Raw genomic sequence first — 19,835 nt, forward strand, 5'->3', positions numbered from 1 at the left:
CTTCCCCTTTCGGAACTTTTCTTTGGTCCCTAAGTTATCGATGGTCGGCATCCGTCCAGAGCGGTGAGAACACCCGTCGGTATGTCCGTAGAGCAAGGGGATCCAGGTCAGTTGCCTGGAACGGTGTTACGAGGGGGCTTCATGCCGCAAGTTGAATCTGCCACATCGCAGCTTGATCCCAGGCTGCTGCTCAAAGTCCTGCGCGCTTTCCGGAAAGGGGACTTTTCGGCGCGCCTGCCATCCGACCTGATCGGAATCGACGGAGAGATTGCTGAGGCCTTCAACGATATTGCCGATCTCAATCAAGGGCTTTCCAAGGAGCTCGACCGCGTTGCCAAGGTGGTCGGCAAGGAAGGTCGCATCAGCGAGCGTGGTCAGCTGGACGGGGCGACGGGGTGCTGGAGCGAATGCATCAATTCCGTGAATGCCATGATCGGCGACATCGTGCAGCCCACTATCGAGGTGGCCCGTGTGATCGGCGCCGTGGCCAAGGGCGACCTCAGCCAGACGATCGAACTCGAAACGGAAGGGCGTCCCCTGCGCGGCGAGTTCCTGCGAATCGGCAAGGTGGTCAACACGATGGTGGGTCAGCTCGGCAGCTTCGCCTCCGAGGTGACGCGCGTGGCGCGCGAGGTGGGCTCGGAAGGCAAGCTCGGCGGGCAGGCCAAGGTGAAGGGCGTAGCCGGCACCTGGAAGGACCTGACCGACAACGTGAACCTCATGGCGGCGAACCTGACCGGTCAGGTGCGCAACATCGCCGAGGTCACCACCGCCGTCGCCATGGGCGACCTCTCCAAGAAGATCACCGTGGAGGTGAGGGGCGAGATTCTCGAGCTGAAGGACACCATCAACACCATGGTGGACCAGCTCAATTCCTTCGCGGGCGAAGTGACGCGCGTGGCCCGCGAGGTGGGCACCGAGGGCAAGCTCGGCGGTCAGGCGCAGGTACGTGGCGTCGGCGGCGTCTGGAAGGACCTGACCGACAACGTGAACATGATGGCCGCGAACCTCACCGGCCAGGTGCGCAACATCGCGGAAGTCACGACGGCGGTCGCGAGAGGCGACCTCTCCAAGAAGATCACGGTCGACGTCAAAGGTGAAATTCTGGCCCTGAAGTCGACCATCAACACCATGGTCGATCAGCTCAACTCCTTCGCGTCGGAAGTGACGCGCGTGGCCCGTGAGGTGGGCACCGAGGGCAAGCTCGGCGGACAGGCGCAGGTGGAGGGCGTCGGCGGCGTCTGGCGCGACCTCACCGAGAACGTGAACATGATGGCGGCCAATCTGACCGGCCAGGTGCGTAATATCGCCGAGGTCACGACGGCGGTCGCGAACGGAGACCTCTCCAAGAAGATCACCGTGGAAGTTCGCGGCGAGATTCTCGAACTCAAGAACACCATCAACACCATGGTGGACCAGCTCAACTCCTTCGCGTCGGAGGTGACCCGCGTGGCCCGAGAAGTGGGCTCGGAAGGCAAATTGGGCGGACAGGCGCAGGTGCGCGGCGTGGCCGGCACCTGGAAGGACCTGACTGAAAACGTGAACCTCATGGCGGCGAACCTGACCGGTCAGGTGCGCAACATCGCGGAGGTCACGACGGCGGTCGCGAACGGCGATCTGTCCAAGAAGATCACCGTGGAAGTCCGCGGCGAAATTCTCGAACTCAAGAACACCATCAACACGATGGTCGATCAGCTCAACTCCTTCGCGGGCGAAGTCACTCGCGTGGCCCGCGAGGTGGGCTCGGAAGGCAAGCTCGGCGGGCAGGCCCGTGTGGAAGGCGTAGCCGGCACCTGGAAGGACCTGACCGACAACGTGAACCTCATGGCGGCGAACCTGACCGGTCAGGTGCGCAACATCGCCGAGGTCACCACCGCCGTCGCCATGGGCGACCTCTCCAAGAAGATCACGGTCGCGGTCGAAGGCGAGATCCTCGAGCTGAAGAACACCATCAACACCATGGTCGATCAGCTCAACTCCTTCGCGGGCGAAGTGACGCGCGTGGCCCGCGAGGTGGGCACCGAGGGCAAGCTCGGCGGTCAGGCGCAGGTACGTGGCGTCGGCGGCGTCTGGAAGGACCTGACCGACAACGTGAACATGATGGCCGCGAACCTCACCGGCCAGGTGCGCAACATCGCGGAAGTCACGACGGCGGTCGCGAACGGAGACCTCTCCAAGAAGATCACGGTCGATGTCCGCGGCGAGATCCTCGAACTGAAGTCGACCATCAACACCATGGTCGATCAGCTCAACTCCTTCGCGTCGGAAGTGACGCGTGTGGCCCGCGAGGTGGGCATCGAGGGCAAGCTCGGCGGACAGGCGCAGGTACGTGGCGTCGGCGGCACCTGGAAGGACCTGACCGACAACGTGAACATGATGGCGAACAACCTCACCAGTCAGGTGCGCGGTATCGCCAGCGTCGTGACGGCGGTTGCGGAAGGCGATCTCAAGCGCAAGCTCGCGGTCGATGCGAAGGGCGAAATCGCGGCCCTCGCGGACACGATCAACGAGATGATCGATACGCTCGCGACCTTCGCCGACCAGGTGACGAACGTGGCCCGCGAGGTGGGCGTCGAAGGAAAGCTGGGCGGCCAGGCAAGGGTGCCGGGTGCGGCCGGCCTCTGGCGTGATCTGACCGACAACGTGAACCAGCTGGCCGCGAACCTCACCACCCAGGTGCGCGCCATCGCGGACGTGGCCACGGCTGTGACGAAAGGCGATCTGACCCGGTCGATCTCGGTGGAGGCGTCCGGCGAGCTCGCTTCTCTCAAGGACAACGTCAATGAGATGATCCGCAACCTGCGCGACACGACGCTCAAGAATGCGGAGCAGGACTGGCTCAAGACCAACCTCGCCAAGTTCACCCGCATGCTCCAGGGCGAGCGCGATCTCACGACCGTGTCGAACATGATCCTCTCGGAGATCGCTCCGCTGGTGAATGCACAGCACGGGGTGTTCTACTCCGTCAACACCGACGACAGCGAGCCGATCCTCGAGCTCGTCGCGTCCTATGCCTTCACGCAGCGCAAGCACCTCAACAACCGCTTCCGCCTGAAGGAGGGCCTCGTCGGCCAAGTGGCTTACGAGAAGAAGCGCATCCTCATCGGAAATGCCCCGAGCGACTACATCACCATCAACTCCGCGCTCGGTGAGGCTCCGCCGCTCAACATCATCGTTCTTCCGGTTCTGTTCGAGCAGGAGGTCAAGGCCGTCATCGAGCTGGCCTCGTTCAGCCGCTTTTCCGAGACGCACCAGTCGTTCCTCGATCAGCTGACCGAGTCGATCGGTATCGTGCTCAACACCATCGCGGCGAACATGAGGACGGAAGGCCTGCTCAAGCAGTCGCAGCTCCTGACCATCGAGCTGCAGAGCCAGCAGGAGGAGTTGAAGAACACCAATGACCGCCTGGAGCAGCAGGCCGCTACGCTCCGGCAATCGGAGGAGCTCCTGCGACAGCAGCAGGAGGCGCTTCAGCAATCCAACGAGGAACTCGAAGACAAGGCGCGCCTGCTCGAACTCCAGAAGCATGAGGTCGAGGGCAAGAACCGCGAGGTTTCCATGGCCAAGACGGCCTTGGAGGAAAAGGCCGAGCAACTGTCGCTGACCTCGCGGTACAAGTCGCAGTTCCTGGCCAACATGAGCCATGAGCTGAGAACGCCGCTCAACTCGCTTCTCATCCTCTCGAAGCTCCTGACCGAGAATCCGGAAGGCAATCTCAGCGACAAGCAGAAGGAGTTCGCCAAGACGATTCACGCGGCGGGCTCGGATCTGCTCTCGCTCATCAATGACATTCTCGACCTCTCCAAGATCGAGTCCGGGACTGTGAGCCTGGAAGTGACGAAAGTCGGCTTCAGGGATCTCGCCAATCACATGGACCGCACCTTCCGCCAGATCGCGGAGGAGCGGAAGCTCGACTTCATCATCGATATCGATGAGAGCCTTCCTTCCACGATCCGCACTGATTCGAAGCGACTGCAGCAGGTTTTGCGCAATCTCCTGTCCAATGCCTTCAAGTTCACCGAAAAAGGCGGAGTCAGGCTCAAGATCGGGTCCGCAGAAGGATCTCCTCTGCGCGCCGGGAGTCGGTGGATCTCGGTTTCCGTGACGGATACGGGCATCGGCATTCCCGAGGACAAGCAGCGCATCATCTTCGAGGCCTTCCAGCAGGCGGACGGCACGACGAGCCGCAAATACGGCGGAACGGGCCTCGGCCTGTCGATCAGCCGAGAGATTGCCCGTCTGCTGGGCGGCGAGATCGTCGTTTCGAGCGCACCGGGGCAAGGCTCGACCTTCACCCTGTTCCTCCCGCTCGAGCCCCCCGCCAATCACAGCGCTCCGGCTCAGGCCTCCAGCGCGCGGACCAATGGCATCGGAACGGCGACCGGAGCAGGCGAAGAGGTTCCATCGGCCATTCTGCGCCAGCCATCGGCTCCCATGGCGCTCTCGGCATCGCTCGATGACAGGCATGCGATCGTATCGGGTGATCGCGTCGTCCTGATCATCGAGGATGACGCGATGTTCGCATCCGTCCTTCTCGAACTCGCGCGCGAGCAGGGGTTCAAGGGCCTCATCGCCATGGATGGCGCCACGGCCCTTGCCCTGGCGCACCGCTACAAGCCGCATGCGATCACCTTGGATATCGGTCTGCCCGACATGGATGGCTGGGCGTTGCTCGATCTTCTCAAGCATGATCCGCGGACACGCCATGTGCCGATCCACGTCATCTCCGTGGATGATCAGAAGAAGCGTGGCCTCAAGGCGGGAGCCTTCGGCTTCCTCGAAAAGCCGGTGGATCGCGAATCCCTGATGACGGCCCTCAACCGCACGAAGGACTTCATCGACAGGCCGGTGAAGAAGCTGATCCTTGTCGAGGACGACGACAACCAGCGCATGAGCATCTCCGAACTCATGAGGGGCGAGGAGGTGGACATCACGGCTGTGGCCACCGCAGAGGAAGCATTGGAAACCATCCAGGCGCGCCGGTTCGATTGCGCCGTGGTGGACCTCGGGCTGCCGGACCTTCCGGGGGCGGAGCTCATCGAGCGGATCCGAAGGACGAAGGGAGGCGAGGACCTTCCGATCGTCATCTATACGGGGCAGGATCTGAGCCGCGCCGACGAGCGTCGTCTCGAGCAGATCGCCGCAACGGTGATCCTGAAAGGCGAGGGATCGTCGGAACGGCTCCTCAATGACACAGCCCTGTTCCTGCATCGCTCCATCAACGCCATCCCCGAGGAAAGCCAGATCATTGTCGAGCCGAAGGGCGAGGCGACGCTCGAAGGGCGGAAGGTGCTGATCATCGACGATGACATGCGCAATATCTTCTCGTTGACGAGTGCTCTCGAGCAATATGGCCTCACCGTCATCTTTGCCGAGAACGGACTTGAGGGTATTGAAAAACTGAAGGAAACGCCGGATGTCGACCTCGCCCTCGTCGATATCATGATGCCGGAAATGGATGGCTATGAAACGATGCGGGAGATCCGAAAGGAGCCGCGCTACCGCGACATTCCGCTCATCGCCGTCACGGCGAAGGCCATGAAGGGCGACAGAGAGAAGTGCCTCGAAGCGGGTGCGACCGACTATGTCTCGAAACCTGTGGACATCGATCAACTTCTCGCTGTCTTGCGCGTTCAACTCAGTCGAAGCACTTATGTCCCTGAGGGAAAGACACACCCGAATGGAGCAGCAGAGACTGGCCCGATGACATGATGGAACGTTATGGACAAGGCGTGCCCGAATCTGGTCTGAAACCTCAGGTTTCTGGGCACGCCGCGTCTCATCCCGTGCCGGCGAAGATTCTGGTGGTCGATGACGACCCCCGGAATCTCGTTGCTGTCGAGGAGATCCTTCGGGGGCCCGGGATCGAAATCATCAAAGCCGATTGCGGCGAGGCTGCTCTGCGGCAGGTTCTCAAGCACGATTTCGCGGTGATTCTGCTCGACGTGCAGATGCCGCGGCTGGACGGTTATGATGTTGCGGGCCTCATCCGCAACCGGCCCCGGTCCTCGCGGGTTCCGATTTTGTTCCTTACAGCTTTCAACAAGGACGACATGCATGTCTTTCGCGGCTACTCGGCCGGTGCGGTCGACTATGTGTTCAAGCCGATCGAGCCGCTCATCCTGAAATCGAAGGTCGACATCTTCGTCGACCTCTATCGGAAAACGGAAGAAATCCGCCGTCAGGGAGAAGAGGAAAGACGCCTGCTGATGGAGAACCTGCGCGTCCGGAGCGAGAAGCTCAAGACCGAGCAGGCTTTGCGTCGCCGCGAGGAGCATCAGTCAATCGTTCTGGAATCTCTCCCCATCGCCCTTTATACGGCGTCCGTTCAGGAGGACCACCGGCAGCTGCATTTCACCAACGAGAGCATCGAGCGGATCACCGGGTTCTCGCCGCAGGACTTTTTGGGGAAACCGGACTTCTGGTTATCCCGCCTTCATCCGGATGATCGGGATCGCGTTCTGGTCCAGCTTCAGGAGTTGACCGATCGAGGCACGGTCACCTTGGAATATCGCTGGACCTGTGCGGATGGAAGCGAGCGGTTTTTCCTCGATCAGACCATGCTCATGCATGACGACGACGGACGGCCGCGTGAGTTTTTCGGCATGTGGTTCGACGTCACTGAGCGCAAGCAGATGGAACAGAATCTGCTTCATGCCAGCAAGCTGGAGGCCGTGGGACGCCTGACGGGCGGCATCGCCCACGACTTCAACAATATGCTGAGCGTCGTGATCGGCAACCTCGACCTGCTTCAGAGATCCATCAAAGGCAATGCAAAGGCCGAAACCAGGGTGCGGATGGCCCTGGAGGGGGCGCAACGCTGCGCCGACCTCACGCATCGGCTTCTTGCCTTTTCGCGGCGCCAGCCCTTGCAGGTATCGATCATCGATGCCGGCGCACTGATGCCTGGCCTCCTGGAGCTGATGCGCCGCACCTTGGGCGAGCGTATCAATGTCAGCCTCCAGCTCGAGGAGGGCGCCCATCCGATCGAGGTGGACCGAGCGCAGCTCGAGGCGGCCCTGCTCAACCTTGCGGTCAATGCACGCGATGCCATGCCCGAAGGCGGCGACCTCTCGATTGCCGTCGGCACGCAAGTGCTGGAGGAAGGCAAGGTCGATCATCCCGGCGAATTCATCGTGATTTCGGTTCAGGACACGGGGACCGGTATGCCTCCGGAGGTTCTGCAGCGTGTCTTCGAGCCGTTCTTCACGACGAAGGAGAGCGGCAAGGGAACCGGCCTCGGCCTCAGCATGGTCTACGGTTTCGTGCAGCAGTCTCATGGGCAAGTGGAAATCGACAGCACGCCCAACGAAGGCACCACGATCCGCATCCTCCTGCCGCGCGCTCATGGAAAGGTTGTGAGCCTGAACGACAGGCAGGCGAACGACGCGACCCCTTTTGGGGCCGGACAGACGGTTCTCGTCGTGGAGGATAATCCCGCGGTCCGGCAGGTCGCGATCACGACCTTGCGCTCTCTCGGTTTCACCGTGATCGAGGCCGAGACAGGTGATGAGGCGGCAGCCTTGTTGCGGGAGAACGATCGTGTGCGATTGGTTCTGTCCGACGTTCGCATGCCTGGCGGGCTGAGCGGGATCGATCTTGCGCGCATCATCAAGAGCGAGAAGCCGGCCGTACAGGTTCTCCTGACGACCGGATATGTCGACAGCAACGAGACGATCGAGGATGTGGACATCCTCTACAAACCTTATCGCGCAACGGATCTTGCAGAAAAAATCCAGTCCCTCTTGGACAAGCCTCAGCCTCTGGGGAAAAATATCATCCCGATGCGGGCTGCCGCGTCCGTTTGAGTCGGTGTGCCGCTGTCGTCCTGCCGGGGAAGGTCGATTCAACACTTCGCCGAGCTGAAGACGCGGGGCTCATGAGAGGATTTCACTCGGAGCGGATCCGATGAGCATGCAACCGGATGTCGTCTTCCTCGACTTCGAGGCCTCTTCGCTCGACAAGGAGAGTTATCCGATCGAGGTAGGGTGGATTTTCGCTTCCGGACGGGAGGAGAGCCATCTCATCAAACCTGCACCGTCATGGACGGACTGGTCTGCGGAATCGGAGGCGACCCACCATCTCACGCGAGAGCGGCTCATGGCAGAAGGTACGCCGCATGACGTCGTCGCCAGGCACATGCTGGATGTGCTGTCGGGCCATGCTCTCTTCGCGACGGCGCCTTCGTGGGACGGCCATTGGCTCAGCCGATTGCTGCGGGCGGCCGGACTCCCGCGGCACGCCTTGCGGCTGCAGGACACGGATGTCGCGCATCTGGACGCCGTTTCCCGGATTTTGCGGAAGTCCGGCGTACCTGAGGATACGCTTAGCGCTCACGCGAAGGCGATTCTGACCGAAGCCCGTCTCGCGGACGAAGAAGAGGGCGCCCCCGATCACCGGGCGCTTGCGGACGCAAAACGCGAGTTGCGCCTATGGCGTGACGTGCAGGGCCGAGCGGAGGAACACGCGAAGAGCCTCGGGCAAAGGCCCTGAGGCTTTTCCGCAGGCGTGCTTCAGGCTTTGAGGCGCCGAAGAGCGGCCTTGTCGCGCAGCACGATCGAACGGCGATGGGCAGGCAGTTCGATGACGCCCTGACGTTCCAATTGGGTGAGCGAGCGCGAGACCGTCTCGATCGTCAGGCCGAGATGATCGGCGATGTCGATTCGTGACATCGGCAGATCGACGTGACCGTCCTTCGCGAGACGCTCGGACAAAACCAGCAGGAAGGTGGCAATCTTTTCAAGAGCATGCTTGCGGCCCAGCAGGAGCATGTGATCCTGGGCGCGCTCGAGCGTGCGCATCACGGATGAGGTCACCTGATGGGCGAAGGCCTGATCCCTCGAAGCCAGAGCCTCCAGGCTGCAGCGGCGGTAGGCGACGATCGTGGCCTCGCCGAGTGCTTCCGCGCTGAAGCGGTGCTCATCGCCGAGTTCCATGCCGAAGATGTCGCCGGGAAGATGGAAGGCGTCGATCTGGCGGCGGCCGTCGCTCAGGAGCTTGAAGGTGCGCACAGCGCCCGAAACCACCTTGTAGAAATAGGCAGTCCTGTCTCCCTCGGCGAAGATCTCTTCGTCCTTGGACACCGTTCGTGCCGTGCCGAGTTCGGGAGCGGTACGAGGTGCCGGCAGAGTGCGCAGGAGCGCGACGTTCGGAACAATCTGAGTGCTGAGGGAAGCGTGCGCGGTCTGCATGGAACTCTCGTCGGGCGTTTGGTTGACGTGAGCTCAGGATTAGCCGTCGACCGGGCCGGGCGAAATTCAGATGCTCTCCTAAGGAATATCCCGGAGGCGAGCATAGCCGCTCAGGCGTGAGTATTCAGCGCTCCACGGATGCCGTCGAGCAGAGTGCTGTCTTCCAGAGGTTTTTCAATGACTTGCCGGAAGCCGGAGCGAGCCGCGCGCCTGCGCATATCGTCCGTCATGCGGGCGGTGATCAGGATCGCGGGAAGGCGAACCAGCCGTCCGCGGAGCCTGTCCATCAGCTCGACCCCGTTCATGGACGGCATGTAGTAATCCACGACGAGGCAGCCCGAGGTCGGCAACTCCGGATCGGCGAGGAGTTCGGCGCCGCTCTCATAGGTGCGCACGTTCATCCCCTCGAGCTCGAGGGCGAACTTCAAAGAGTGTCGAACGGCGGCATCGTCGTCCACGACGATGACCGGTCCTGGTATCATGGACATGGGGCGTCCTAACGGGTCCCTGGCTCTCGGATCTCGCTCAGATCTAATCCAACCGGAAGATCGGGGGCTTGATATGGGTCAATCCGGGATTGTCTGCGAGCTCCGGAATGTCCCTTAGGGGCTTTCGCCTGCGCTAGCGCATCGTGCGAAAAAGTGGATCCGGTTTTTCGCAAGAACGATGCGCTGTTCCATAGTGGGAGCATCGGATCGATCCCAAATGTGGGTCCACTTTTGGGTCCTATGCTCTAGGCCGAACGCCGACAAGAAGGGCCATGCGGACAAGCTCCGAGAGGCTGGAAGCCTGCATTTTCGTCATCACGTTCGCCCGGTAAATCTCGACGGTCCGCGGGCTGATGCCGAGATCGTAGGCGATCACCTTGTTGGCCTTGCCGGCGACGAGACCCTCCAGAACCTGGCTCTCCCGCTCCGACAAGGCCTCAACGCGCGTCCGCACTTCGGCCGTCTGCGCATCCTGGTGCGCCTGCTTTTCCTGACGCCTGAGCGCGGCACGGACGGCCGCGAGGAGGAGCTCGTCATCGAAGGGCTTTTCGATGAAGTCGATGGCTCCTTCCTTCATGGCTTCCACCGCAAGGGGCACGTCCGCATGGCCGGTCATGACGATCACCGGCAGGGTGAAACCGTGGCCCTTGAGGCGCCGCAGGAACTCGATGCCATCGATGCCGGGCATTCGGACATCCGTGACGATGCAGCCGTCGGAGGCGATCTTCACGCTGTCCAGAAACGCGGAGGCCGACTCGTGGAGGCGGACCGGCAAACCATCCGAGGCGAGCAGGAAGGAGAGGGACTGGCGCACTGCCAGATCGTCGTCCACCACATGCACAATCGCTTCACTCGGCATTCGCTAGTTCCTCCTGACTGACAGCCCGCAGGGTAAATCGGAATACCGTGCCCTGGCCGACTTCCGATTCGATCCAGATCTTCCCACCATGAGATTCGATGATGGTTCGGCAGATCGACAGGCCGACACCCATGCCATGTTTCTTCGTCGTCACGAAGGGCTGGAACAGACGCTTCAGAACCTCGGGCTCGATCCCCGTTCCCGTATCCCCGACACTGACTTCGACAAGGCCATCCTGAGGCAGGGCCTGGCTGGCGATCACCAGCTCGCGTTTGGGCGCGTCCTGCATGGCCTCGATGGCATTGCGGATGAGGTTCAGGAGGACCTGCTGAATCTGAATCCGGTCCGCCAGGACAAGGGGCGCATTCGTATCGAGCCGGTATGAGACGCGCACACCCTTTTCACGAGCCCCGACCAGCGCAAGGGCGCTCGCCTCCTGGATCAGCTTGGGCAGGTTCTCGATATGGCGTTCGCTCTCGCCGCGCGCCACGAATTCGCGCAAGTGACGAATGACCTGGCCGGCCCGCAGCGCCTGCTCGGCGGCCTGATTCATGGCGCCTTCCAGCATGGATGCGTCCTGGCCTTCCATGCGTTGCAGGATGCGACGGCAGCCCTTCAGATAATTCGCGATGGCCGTGAGAGGCTGGTTGATCTCGTGGGCCAGGGTCGAGGCCATCTCGCCGAGTGCCGTGAAGCGGGACATGTGAACGAGCTCGGACTGCAGCTCCTGCAGGCGGGCTTCCGTCTTCTGCCGCTCAGTCAGATCGCGGATGAATCCGGTGAAATAGCGTTGGCCGCTCGAGCGCATCTCGCCGACGGCCAGCTCGATGGGAAAGGTGGCTCCGTCCTTGCTCTGTCCCACGACGACCCGGCCGATGCCGATGATGCGTCTCTCGCCCGTCGTGAGATAGCGGTGCATGTAGCCGTCATGTTGCTCCCGATAGGGATCCGGCATCAGGAGCTTGATGTTCTCGCCGATGACCTCAGAGGCCTGGTAGCCGAACAGCCTCTCGGCGGCGGCGCTGAAGAATTGAATGCGGGCCTGCTCGTCGATGACGATCATGGCGTCCGGAACCGTCTCCAGAATCGACCGCAGATGGGCCTCGCGGGTCTTCAGAGCTTCCTCGGCCGCAACGCGTTCGGTGATGTCGCGGATGACCTTGGCGTAGCCGAGGAGCCCGCCTGTCCCGTTCTTCAACGGAGTCAGGCTGACATGCGCGATGAAGCTCGATCCGTCCTTGCGCAGGCGAAGGCCCTGTTCTTCAAAGCGTCCGTTGTCCCGAGCGATCTCAAGGGTGAGAGCGGCCTTGCCGGAGGCAAGATCTTCCGGTGTATGAAAGATCGAGAGGTGGCGGCCGAGGATCTCGTCTCTGCTCCAGCCGCAGATGTGCTCGGCACCCGTGTTCCAACTGATCACGCGGCCCTCGGTATCGAGCATGCAGATCGCGTAATCCGTCACGGCGTCGACCAGGAGCTGGAGGCTGATATCCTGTTGCGGCAGTGCGATGGGAGGAAAAGCCGAGGCAGTCAAAGGAAACTCCAGTCTGGGATCATTCTCCCGCCGCCGATCGAAGTCGGCACCGGGAAAACTGTCGCCATTCCTACGGCGTTCCTAAAGCATCGGGCCCAAAAGTGGAATCCACTTTTGTGATCGCATCCGATGCTGCCTTCTTGGTGAGAGCGCATCGCTTGAACGGAACGGCCGGGTCCGCACGATGGGCTAGCACAGGCATGAGAGCGTTCATGCAGGCGTATATTGTCGCAATCGGCGGTGACTATCGGACAAGGCCCGCCGCCATGGCTCCCAAGAGAGCACAGCCGAGGAGCATTCCGTCATGAAGGCCAAGAAGCCAGCGGGAGGGCTCGCCCTCTTCATGGATCCAAAGCGTTGTCCCCATGGTCACGAGGGACCAGCCGATTCCGAGAAGCGCCGCCGAGAGGGTGAAGGCGCCGGTCGTCGCGGCCAGCAGAAAGACCGCCGCCGCCGCCGAGAGAAGGATGCCGCCGCCGAGGGCGATCCAAAGGGGGCGGATCCGCTTGGGAATACCCGCAAGCGCCAGAGAGGGAGCGTACATCGCGATCACATGCCACGCGATCGCGCCTGAAACCGCCTCGCCAAGGCCGCATCCGACCATGGCGATCGGGGTCGCCCCCATGAGAGCCGTCATGGCAAACCAGGCCAGGGCTGCCAGCAGGGTAGGCCACAGAATACGCTGCCATCCCTGAAGGGGAGAGGCCTCCGTGCGGATCCGGCGGGCCCGACGATGCGGGAGAAGCGCTGTGATCCCGAGCGACGCGACATGCGCGAGGGCCGCGGCGACCGCCATGCCGACCATTGCATGCGGAACGGCAAGGCTTTCGGCGAGGCCTGCCAAGCTCGGCGCAAGAAGCCCCGCCGCAGTGGCAGCCCCGAAGACCAGCAGAACGGGTCCCGTTCCCTTGGCTCCGAGAGGCGCCGCCGCATGCCGGTAGAACAGGCTGAAGCCGCTGGCGATACCGAGCCACAAGGCTCCCAGAACTAGGCCCGTGAACTGCCATTGCAGGAGGGACCACGCGGTGAGCAATCCTCCGGCGACGCCCAAACCGGCTCCCAAGGAGAAGGCGGCCCGGCGGCCGAAGGAATCGAGGAGGAGAGAAGCCGGCAGGCTGGCCAGCGCCGCTCCGGCGTAAAACGCCGCATAGGGCAGGGTCGCCCAGGCTCCATCAGGAGCAAGGGAGAGGCCCGCGATCGGCAGGATGGTCAGAGTGAATACCTGCGAGAGCACGGACAACGCGAAGGCGGCCGCGAGGAGCGCCGTTCCGCCGTGATCAGGCGTGCCGCCGGCGGCACCGATTGGCTCGCAAAGGCAGTCGAGCCGCCCCGCCCGCGGAATGGCAGACGATGTGCTCATGGCCTCACGTCGTCATCCTTCAGGACGCGAATGGCCGCGCCGTCCACGTCGTCGAACTGCCCGTTGTTGAGCGACCAGAGAAAGGCCGCGAGGCCCGTGAGTCCCAGGACCAGGGCCATCGGCACGAGATAGATCAGAACTTCCATGTTCATGCTTCCTGCAGGGTTGGAACGGTTTCGGCCGTAGCGGCACGCGAGGATGCTGCCGCCGCGGATCCGGCTTTGACGCTCCGGGCGCGAAGCGCGTTCAGCGTCACGAGGCTTGAGGAACCGGACATCGCCAGCGCGGCCACCAGAGGGGTCACATAGCCAAGGAAGGCCAGGGGAACCGCGACGAGGTTATACACCAGCGCAATGAGCAGGTTCTGGCGCATCAAGGCGCGGGCGCGGCACGCGATGGTCACGGCATCCAGAACGGGCGAGAGCCTGTCGCCGAGGAAGACCGCATCCGCTTGGGCCTGGGTGATATCGGCTGCCGTGATTGGCGAGATGGACACGTCGGCTGCCGCGAGGGCGGGGGCGTCGTTGAGGCCGTCGCCAACCATGAGCACCCTGCGGCCCTCGGCCTTAAGAGCTTCGATCGCCGCGATCTTCTCGGCGGGCTTCGCACCGCCGCGCCACTCGCGAATCCCGAGGGAGGAAGCGATCGGCGCGACGGCCTCGGGGCGGTCGCCGGACAGGATCCGGCAATCGATACCGAGACCTCGCAGGGTCCTGACCGTGGCGGCGGCATCCGGGCGCAGCGCCTGACGCACAAGCAGAATGGCGAGGTCATGACCGTGTGAGAAAGCGATCATGGAGACATCGGCCTCCTTGTCCGCGCACTCGGCCGCGAGATCGGCGGCCCCACAGAAGCTCGGGCTTCCGAGACGAAGCTCCACCCCGGCCACAACGGCTCTTACGCCTTGTCCGGCCACCTCCGTCGCCTCATCGTAGGGACGACGCTCATTCGCCTCCTGCGCCAGGGCCGACGCTAGCGGATGGTGGCTGGACAAAGCGAGGCGCGCCGCTGCCTCGAGCAGATCGGGGCGGATCGTGCCGGCATTGGCCACGCGCATCTCCGGAAGAGTCAGCGTGCCCGTCTTGTCGAACACGACCGTGTCGATGCGGGCGAGGCGTTCCAGGGTATCGCCGGAATTGAGGAACACGTTGGAGCGGAACAGGGCGCCTGAGGCCACGACCTGAACGACGGGAACGGCGAGAGCCAGCGCACAGGGACAGGTGATGATGAGCACGGCGACGGCTGTGATGATGGCATCGTGCACCGAGGAACCCATCACGACCCAGACGATCGCCGTGATGGCGGCGGTGAGGTGCACGACGGGTACATAGGCCCGCGCCACCTTATCGGCCAGCTGCACATAGCGGGACTTGGCGGCGGATGCGGATTCAAGAAGCCGCTCGACCTCATCGAGAAGGGTGCCTTTGCCGGCTGCCGTCACCGTCAGAATCAGAGTGCCGTCGTAGTTCATGCTGCCGGCATAGACATGGTCGCCGTTCGTGGCGGCCCGCCGCACGGTCTCGCCGGTCACGAGGCTCTCGTCGAGCTCCGAGTTGCCGGAAAGGACGATCCCATCGACGGCGATGCGTTCGCCGGGGCGCACCAGGACACGATCGCCCGGGTTGAGCGCCGCGGTGGGAACGAGAATGGTCTCGCCACGCTCATCGATGCGATGAGCCACCTCGGCCTTGAGCGCCGCGAGGTTGCCCGCGACGGCGCGCGTGCGGCGGCGCATGGCCTGGTCGAGATAGCGGCCGCAGAGGAGAAAGAAGAGGAGCATCACGACGGAGTCGAAATAGGTATTCTCCGCGTGATTGATCGTTTCCACCACCGACACGGTGAGAGCCAGCAGAATGCCGATGGTGATCGGCACGTCCATGTTGGTGCGCCTGGCCCTCAGCGCGCCCAAGGCGCTGCGGAAGAACGGTTGCCCCGCATAGGCAACGGTCGGAAGAGCGATGAAGGCGGCAAGCCAATGGAAAAAGTCGCGGGTTTCCGGCGTGATGTCGGTCACGTTGCCCGACCAGACGGAGACGGCAAGGAGCATGATGTTCATGGAGGCGAAGCCCGCAACCGCCAGGCACCTCAACAGCCATTGCGAGCGGCGCGCTTCCTCTTCCTCGACCAGACGCGCCTGGTAAGGGTGGGCGCGATACCCAAGGCGATACAACTCGTCGACAATGGCGGATGGGACAATGGCGCCCTCCTGCCACTGCACGGACAGGCGGTGCGTCGTATAGTTGAGGCGCGCATCCACGACGCCGTCCAAACGGCACAATCCACCCTCGATCTCGTCGATGCAGGCGGCGCAATCGATGCCCTCGATCGCCAGATCGAGATGCGATGTCCCGTCATCCTGTGGCTTGACGAAAACGGAGAGATCCAGCGTATCGGCCATGATCGCGATCTTTCTGCTAGAGCATTTCTCGGCGAAGTGGATCCGGTTCGCCGTCGAAAACGCGGCAAACCAAGGAGAAGAGCTGATTCCATGACAGTGGAAACGGCTCTAGAGCGAAATGCGGCTCTTCGAGCGGAAGACGACGTGGTCTCCGCGCTTCAGGTTGATGACGAGATCCCAGCGGCCCTCGGGAAGCGGGCCGAGACTGCCGTATCGCCCGGTGGAAATCTCCGCAAAGTCGAGGGAAACGTCGTTGCGCTTGTCTGTCGGGTGGGCAAGGAGAACCTGCGCGGCGAGGCCCGCGAGAGGCTGATCCTTGGCGTCACGGGCCGTGATGACGATGCCGCGGGCCGGGGCGTGTTCGAGCTTCGCCTCCACGGTCCAGTGAAGAGCATCCTGCGCGTGGGCCGCCGCCACATCGTTCTCGAAGGTGAGGCCCGCCTTGTACGAGCTCTCCGTCTCCACGCCGCTGAAACTCGACACGGCAACGCGGACCATCACGAAATTCACGGCGAAGATCACGCCGAAGAAGGAGACCAGATAGATGAGAACCGCGCGTCCGGTGAGAATACGAGGGGGGCGTTGTGCCGTCGTGGCCATGGCTTGATCCTTTTAAGGCGCCTTGAAGTAATCGCTCATCCGAGCCGTATCGCCCGTGGCGAGATCCGTGAGCGTGAAGTGGATATCGGTCGAGGGAGGAACATCCGACCCCTGCGAGCTCACCAGGACACGGGCTTCCAGGGTCTGATCGGGTCCGACCTTGACGACGACCTGGCCCTGCTGGTCGATTTCTCCGCCGACGATGTCAAGCTTGGCACCGGACAGGCCCTCGACCGTGAGAGCGTAGCTGCGCTCGTCGAGGTTCTTGTTGGCGACGCGAACGGTGAATCCGTTTCGGATCGAACCGTCGGAGAGGTGGACGTAGAGCGGATTGCGATCATGCATGACGCTCAGGTAGACGGTTCGGCGCATGGCGAGGGAGCCGATCATCGTCGCGCCGACGAGGGCAATGATGGCCGCATAGAAGATCGTGCGCGGCCGGACGATATGGCGGGTTTCCGACCGCCCCTCGATGCGGGCCTTCACGTTCATCTCGGTATCGTAGGCGATCAGGTTGAGAGGGCGATTGATCTTCTCCATCACCGTATTGCAGGCGTCGATGCACAGGCCGCACTGAATGCAATCGAGCTGCAAACCTTTGCGGATATCGACCCCTGTCGGGCAGACATTGACGCATTGATAGCAATCGATGCAATCGCCGGCCGGCTGCCCCTGAAGCCTCATGGCCTCGTTCTTCTTCATTGACCCGCGCGGCTCTCCGCGGTCGTAGCGATAGGTGACGTTGAGGGCGTATTCGTCCGTCAGCGCAGCCTGAATGCGCGGCCAGGGGCACATATAAGTGCAGACCTGCTCACGCATGAATCCGGCGAGTGTGTAGGTGGTGAAGGTGAGAATGCCGATCCAGACATAGGCGATCATCGGGGCCTGGAACGTCGCCAGCTCACGGACCAGGGTCGGAGCGTCGGCGAAGTAGAGCACCCACGCGCCACCTGTCCACCAGGCGATCATCAGCCAGATGAAATGCTTCAGGCTCTTCTGCGCCGCCGTCTTGAGGGTGAGCTTTTCCCTGTCCTTGCGCATCCGGTCGCGGCGATCGCCCTCGATCCACCGCTCGACGGCATAGAAGAGATCCGTCCAGACCGTCTGCGGGCAAAGATAGCCGCACCAGACGCGGCCGGCGACGGCGTTCATCAGGAAGAGAACGAGGGCCGCCAGCACCAGCAGGCCCGTAAAGTAGTAGACCTCCTGCGGCCAGATCTCGATGAAGAAGAAGTAGAAGCGGCCCTGAGCCAGATCGACCAGGATGGCCTGGTCGGGAGCATGGGGCCCCCGGTCCCAACGGAGGAAGGGGAGCAGGTAATAGATGCCCAGCGTGACGGCCAGCACGACCCATTTGATCGTGCGGAAGCGGCCTTTCACGGCCTGCGGGTAAATCTGCTTGCGCGGGGCGTAGAGCGGGGCGTCTTCGGGGCCTGAATTCGTAAGGGAGGGGGAAACTGGAGCGTCAGCCATCGAATCCGTCACAGGTTCTCGTCAAGAGAGGACTGGATAGGGGAGACGTCGGGGTTCCGCCTTGATTTGGGTCAAGCAGGCGGCCGGAAATGGTTCTCCGGCCGCCAGTATGAATACGGATAGGGTGCTTTGCCGCAGCTTACGGATTCTGTCCCCCGCCCAGCGAGTGGACGTAGAGCGTCAGGGCCTTGATGGTCGTGTCGTCGAGGCGCCCCTGCCATGTCGGCATCACGCCGCCGCGGCCATTGTTGATGCCTTCGACGATGACCGCCTTGTCGGATCCGAACAGCCAGATCTTATCCGTGAGGTTCGGCGCGCCCATCTCCTGCATGCCTTGCCCGGTGGTGCCATGGCAGGCAGCGCAGTTGTCGGCGAAGATCTTCTCGCCGGCGGCGAGATCGGCGCCCTTGTCGGTCGGCAGGCCCGACAGGGAGCGAACGTAATCCGCCACCTGCGAGATCTCCTCGCGCTTGAGCATTCCATCGCGGCCGAATGCAGGCATGCTGCCGGAATGGCCCTCGTCGCTGGTGGAGCGAACGCCGAACCGGATGGTCTGCTGGATCTGCTCCAGCGAGCCGCCCCACAGCCAGTCGTCGTCGTTCAGATTCGGGTAGCCCTTGGCGCCGCCGCCGCCGGCCCCATGGCAGGGCGCACAATTGTCGCCGAAGGCTGCCTTGCCCTGAGCGCGGGCGAAGGCGAACATCTCGGGATCCTGCTTGATCTCATCGAGAGAGCTTGCCGCGAGCTTCGCCGTCATGCCCGAGCGCAGATCCTTGAGAGCCGCGAGTTCGACCTCCACGGCGTCTCTGGACTGCCATCCGAGAACGCCCTTGGTATAGGAGGACACGAGCGGCCAGGCCGGATAGGCGATGCAATAAGCGATCGCCCAGACGATGGTGAAATAGAAGGTCCACAGCCACCAGCGCGGCAGAGGATTATTGAGCTCCTCGATATTGTCCCAGCTGTGCCCGGTCGTGGTCACGCCCGAGACGGCGTCGACCTTTTCTTGAATATCATGGGCCATGGGATCAGTCCTCCTGGAGAGGCATGCGGGCGGCCGCGTCGAAACGCTCCTTCCGCGAGGGGGCGAGGGCGTAGACCAGGACCACCAGGAACACGCCTACGAAGTAGAGCAATCCCCAGGTCTGGGCGAATTCAGCGAAGAATTTGTATGCGGCTGGCATGGCATTGTCCTCAGCGCACGTTGGCCTTGTTGTCGTAGAGCTTGAAGTCGACCTGCGTGCCGAGCATCTGCAGATAGGCGATCAGGGCGTCCGCCTCGGTCACCGTCTGCGGGTTACCGTCGAAACTGCGCGACTGAGCGTTCGGGTAACGCTTGGCAAGATCCTCGGCGTTCGGGTCGTCCGCATTGGCCTGGATGCGAACGTCGCTTTCCGCCTTCTTCACCATCTCCTCGGTATAGGGCACGCCGAGCATGGCCTGGACTTTCATGTCCTCGGCGATGGAGGACACGTCGAGTTCGTTCTTCTCGAGCCAGGGATAGCCCGGCATGATCGAACCAGGAACGACAGCGCGGGGATCCTTGAGGTGGTCGCGGTGCCAGTCGTCGGAGTACTTGTTGCCGACGCGGGCGAGGTCCGGGCCCGTGCGCTTGGACCCCCACTGGAACGGACGATCGTACATGCTCTCGGCGGCGAGGGAGTAGTGGCCGTAGCGTTCCACCTCGTCGCGCATCGGACGGATCATCTGACTGTGGCAGTTGTAGCAGCCTTCACGCACATAGATGTTGCGGCCGGCCAGCTCGAGAGGCGTGTAGGGACGCACGCCATCCACTTTCTCGATGGTGCTCTTGAGATAGAAGAGAGGCACGATTTCCACGAGGCCGCCGATCGAGATGACGAACAGCACGCCGATGACAAGGATGATCGAGTTGGTCTCGAAGATCTTATGACGGGACCAGAATGACATGATCGG

15 protein-coding genes are annotated in these 19,835 nt (G+C 62.6%); 3 read left to right on the forward strand and 12 right to left on the reverse strand.

Annotated features, from left to right (window positions below; translation table 11 throughout):
• The first annotated feature begins 141 nt into the window (after positions 1-141).
• The 3 genes from AB8841_RS15950 (at position 142) to AB8841_RS15960 (ending at position 8,493) form a co-directional block, all read left to right on the forward strand.
• A complete protein-coding gene (locus AB8841_RS15950) occupies positions 142-5,712 on the forward strand; it encodes a HAMP domain-containing protein (RefSeq protein ID WP_370436809.1) in 5,571 nt (1,856 codons plus the stop codon).
• The gene (locus AB8841_RS15955) at positions 5,709-7,808 is read left to right on the forward strand and encodes a response regulator (protein WP_370436810.1); all 2,100 of its coding nucleotides are present in this window, start codon (positions 5,709-5,711) and stop codon (positions 7,806-7,808) included. The genes AB8841_RS15950 and AB8841_RS15955 overlap by 4 nt, the downstream gene beginning before the upstream one ends.
• 100 nt (positions 7,809-7,908) lie before the next feature.
• On the forward strand, positions 7,909-8,493 hold the full coding sequence (locus tag AB8841_RS15960; protein ID WP_370436811.1) for a transcriptional regulator: 585 nt from the start codon (positions 7,909-7,911) through the stop codon (positions 8,491-8,493).
• Positions 8,494-8,513: 20 nt separating this feature from the next.
• On the opposite strand, the gene AB8841_RS15965 is transcribed toward AB8841_RS15960, so the two are convergent.
• The 12 genes from AB8841_RS15965 to ccoO form a co-directional block, all read right to left on the reverse strand.
• The gene (locus tag AB8841_RS15965; RefSeq protein WP_370436812.1) at positions 8,514-9,191 is read right to left on the reverse strand and encodes a helix-turn-helix domain-containing protein; all 678 of its coding nucleotides are present in this window, start codon (positions 9,189-9,191) and stop codon (positions 8,514-8,516) included.
• A gap of 110 nt (positions 9,192-9,301) precedes the next feature.
• Positions 9,302-9,679, reverse strand: coding sequence for a response regulator transcription factor (locus AB8841_RS15970; protein WP_370436813.1), 378 nt, complete (start codon positions 9,677-9,679; stop codon positions 9,302-9,304).
• Between the two features lie 238 nt (positions 9,680-9,917).
• Positions 9,918-10,538 carry a response regulator FixJ gene (gene fixJ / locus AB8841_RS15975; RefSeq protein ID WP_370436814.1) on the reverse strand — a complete coding sequence of 207 codons (621 nt, stop codon included), beginning with the start codon at positions 10,536-10,538 and terminating at the stop codon, positions 9,918-9,920.
• Positions 10,528-12,069 carry a PAS domain S-box protein gene (locus AB8841_RS15980; protein WP_370436815.1) on the reverse strand — a complete coding sequence of 514 codons (1,542 nt, stop codon included), beginning with the start codon at positions 12,067-12,069 and terminating at the stop codon, positions 10,528-10,530. Before AB8841_RS15980 ends, fixJ begins: the two co-directional genes overlap by 11 nt.
• A 244-nt stretch (positions 12,070-12,313) precedes the next feature.
• Positions 12,314-13,429 carry a hypothetical protein gene (locus AB8841_RS15985; protein WP_370436816.1) on the reverse strand — a complete coding sequence of 372 codons (1,116 nt, stop codon included), beginning with the start codon at positions 13,427-13,429 and terminating at the stop codon, positions 12,314-12,316.
• Positions 13,426-13,575: a cbb3-type cytochrome oxidase assembly protein CcoS gene (gene ccoS / locus AB8841_RS15990; RefSeq protein WP_370436817.1), complete on the reverse strand. Its 150-nt coding sequence runs from the start codon at positions 13,573-13,575 to the stop codon at positions 13,426-13,428. The genes AB8841_RS15985 and ccoS overlap by 4 nt, the downstream gene beginning before the upstream one ends.
• A gap of 2 nt (positions 13,576-13,577) precedes the next feature.
• Entirely contained in the window at positions 13,578-15,827 is a 2,250-nt protein-coding gene (locus AB8841_RS15995; RefSeq protein WP_370436818.1) for a heavy metal translocating P-type ATPase, read from the reverse strand.
• Between the two features lie 108 nt (positions 15,828-15,935).
• The gene (locus AB8841_RS16000; protein ID WP_370436819.1) at positions 15,936-16,427 is read right to left on the reverse strand and encodes a FixH family protein; all 492 of its coding nucleotides are present in this window, start codon (positions 16,425-16,427) and stop codon (positions 15,936-15,938) included.
• A 12-nt stretch (positions 16,428-16,439) separates the two neighbouring features.
• Entirely contained in the window at positions 16,440-17,900 is a 1,461-nt protein-coding gene (gene ccoG / locus AB8841_RS16005; RefSeq protein ID WP_370436820.1) for a cytochrome c oxidase accessory protein CcoG, read from the reverse strand.
• Positions 17,901-18,039: 139 nt separating this feature from the next.
• Positions 18,040-18,924 (reverse strand): cytochrome-c oxidase, cbb3-type subunit III, encoded by an 885-nt coding sequence (gene ccoP / locus AB8841_RS16010; RefSeq protein ID WP_370436821.1) that lies wholly within the window; start codon positions 18,922-18,924, stop codon positions 18,040-18,042.
• 4 nt (positions 18,925-18,928) lie between these two features.
• Complete coding sequence (locus tag AB8841_RS16015; protein ID WP_370436822.1) at positions 18,929-19,084, reverse strand: cbb3-type cytochrome c oxidase subunit 3; 156 nt, start codon at positions 19,082-19,084, stop codon at positions 18,929-18,931.
• A gap of 10 nt (positions 19,085-19,094) precedes the next feature.
• Positions 19,095-19,829 (reverse strand): cytochrome-c oxidase, cbb3-type subunit II, encoded by a 735-nt coding sequence (gene ccoO / locus AB8841_RS16020; RefSeq protein WP_370436823.1) that lies wholly within the window; start codon positions 19,827-19,829, stop codon positions 19,095-19,097.
• Between the last annotated feature and the right edge of the window lie 6 nt (positions 19,830-19,835).

It is taken from the genome of Microvirga sp. TS319 (assembly GCF_041276405.1).
Taxonomy (GTDB): Bacteria; Pseudomonadota; Alphaproteobacteria; order Rhizobiales; family Beijerinckiaceae; genus Microvirga.

Coding starts and splice junctions, on each gene's coding strand:
- ccoG (WP_370436820.1), bottom strand. CDS start 17,900: ATGGCTGACGCTCCAGTTTCCCCCTCCCTTACGAATTCAGGCCCCGAA.
- AB8841_RS16015 (WP_370436822.1), bottom strand. CDS start 19,084: ATGCCAGCCGCATACAAATTCTTCGCTGAATTCGCCCAGACCTGGGGA.
- AB8841_RS15955 (WP_370436810.1), top strand. CDS start 5,709: ATGATGGAACGTTATGGACAAGGCGTGCCCGAATCTGGTCTGAAACCT.
- AB8841_RS16000 (WP_370436819.1), bottom strand. CDS start 16,427: ATGGCCACGACGGCACAACGCCCCCCTCGTATTCTCACCGGACGCGCG.
- AB8841_RS15995 (WP_370436818.1), bottom strand. CDS start 15,827: ATGGCCGATACGCTGGATCTCTCCGTTTTCGTCAAGCCACAGGATGAC.
- AB8841_RS15965 (WP_370436812.1), bottom strand. CDS start 9,191: ATGCAGACCGCGCACGCTTCCCTCAGCACTCAGATTGTTCCGAACGTC.
- ccoP (WP_370436821.1), bottom strand. CDS start 18,924: ATGGCCCATGATATTCAAGAAAAGGTCGACGCCGTCTCGGGCGTGACC.
- fixJ (WP_370436814.1), bottom strand. CDS start 10,538: ATGCCGAGTGAAGCGATTGTGCATGTGGTGGACGACGATCTGGCAGTG.
- AB8841_RS15960 (WP_370436811.1), top strand. CDS start 7,909: ATGAGCATGCAACCGGATGTCGTCTTCCTCGACTTCGAGGCCTCTTCG.
- AB8841_RS15970 (WP_370436813.1), bottom strand. CDS start 9,679: ATGTCCATGATACCAGGACCGGTCATCGTCGTGGACGACGATGCCGCC.
- ccoS (WP_370436817.1), bottom strand. CDS start 13,575: ATGGAAGTTCTGATCTATCTCGTGCCGATGGCCCTGGTCCTGGGACTC.
- AB8841_RS15985 (WP_370436816.1), bottom strand. CDS start 13,429: ATGAGCACATCGTCTGCCATTCCGCGGGCGGGGCGGCTCGACTGCCTT.
- ccoO (WP_370436823.1), bottom strand. CDS start 19,829: ATGTCATTCTGGTCCCGTCATAAGATCTTCGAGACCAACTCGATCATC.
- AB8841_RS15950 (WP_370436809.1), top strand. CDS start 142: ATGCCGCAAGTTGAATCTGCCACATCGCAGCTTGATCCCAGGCTGCTG.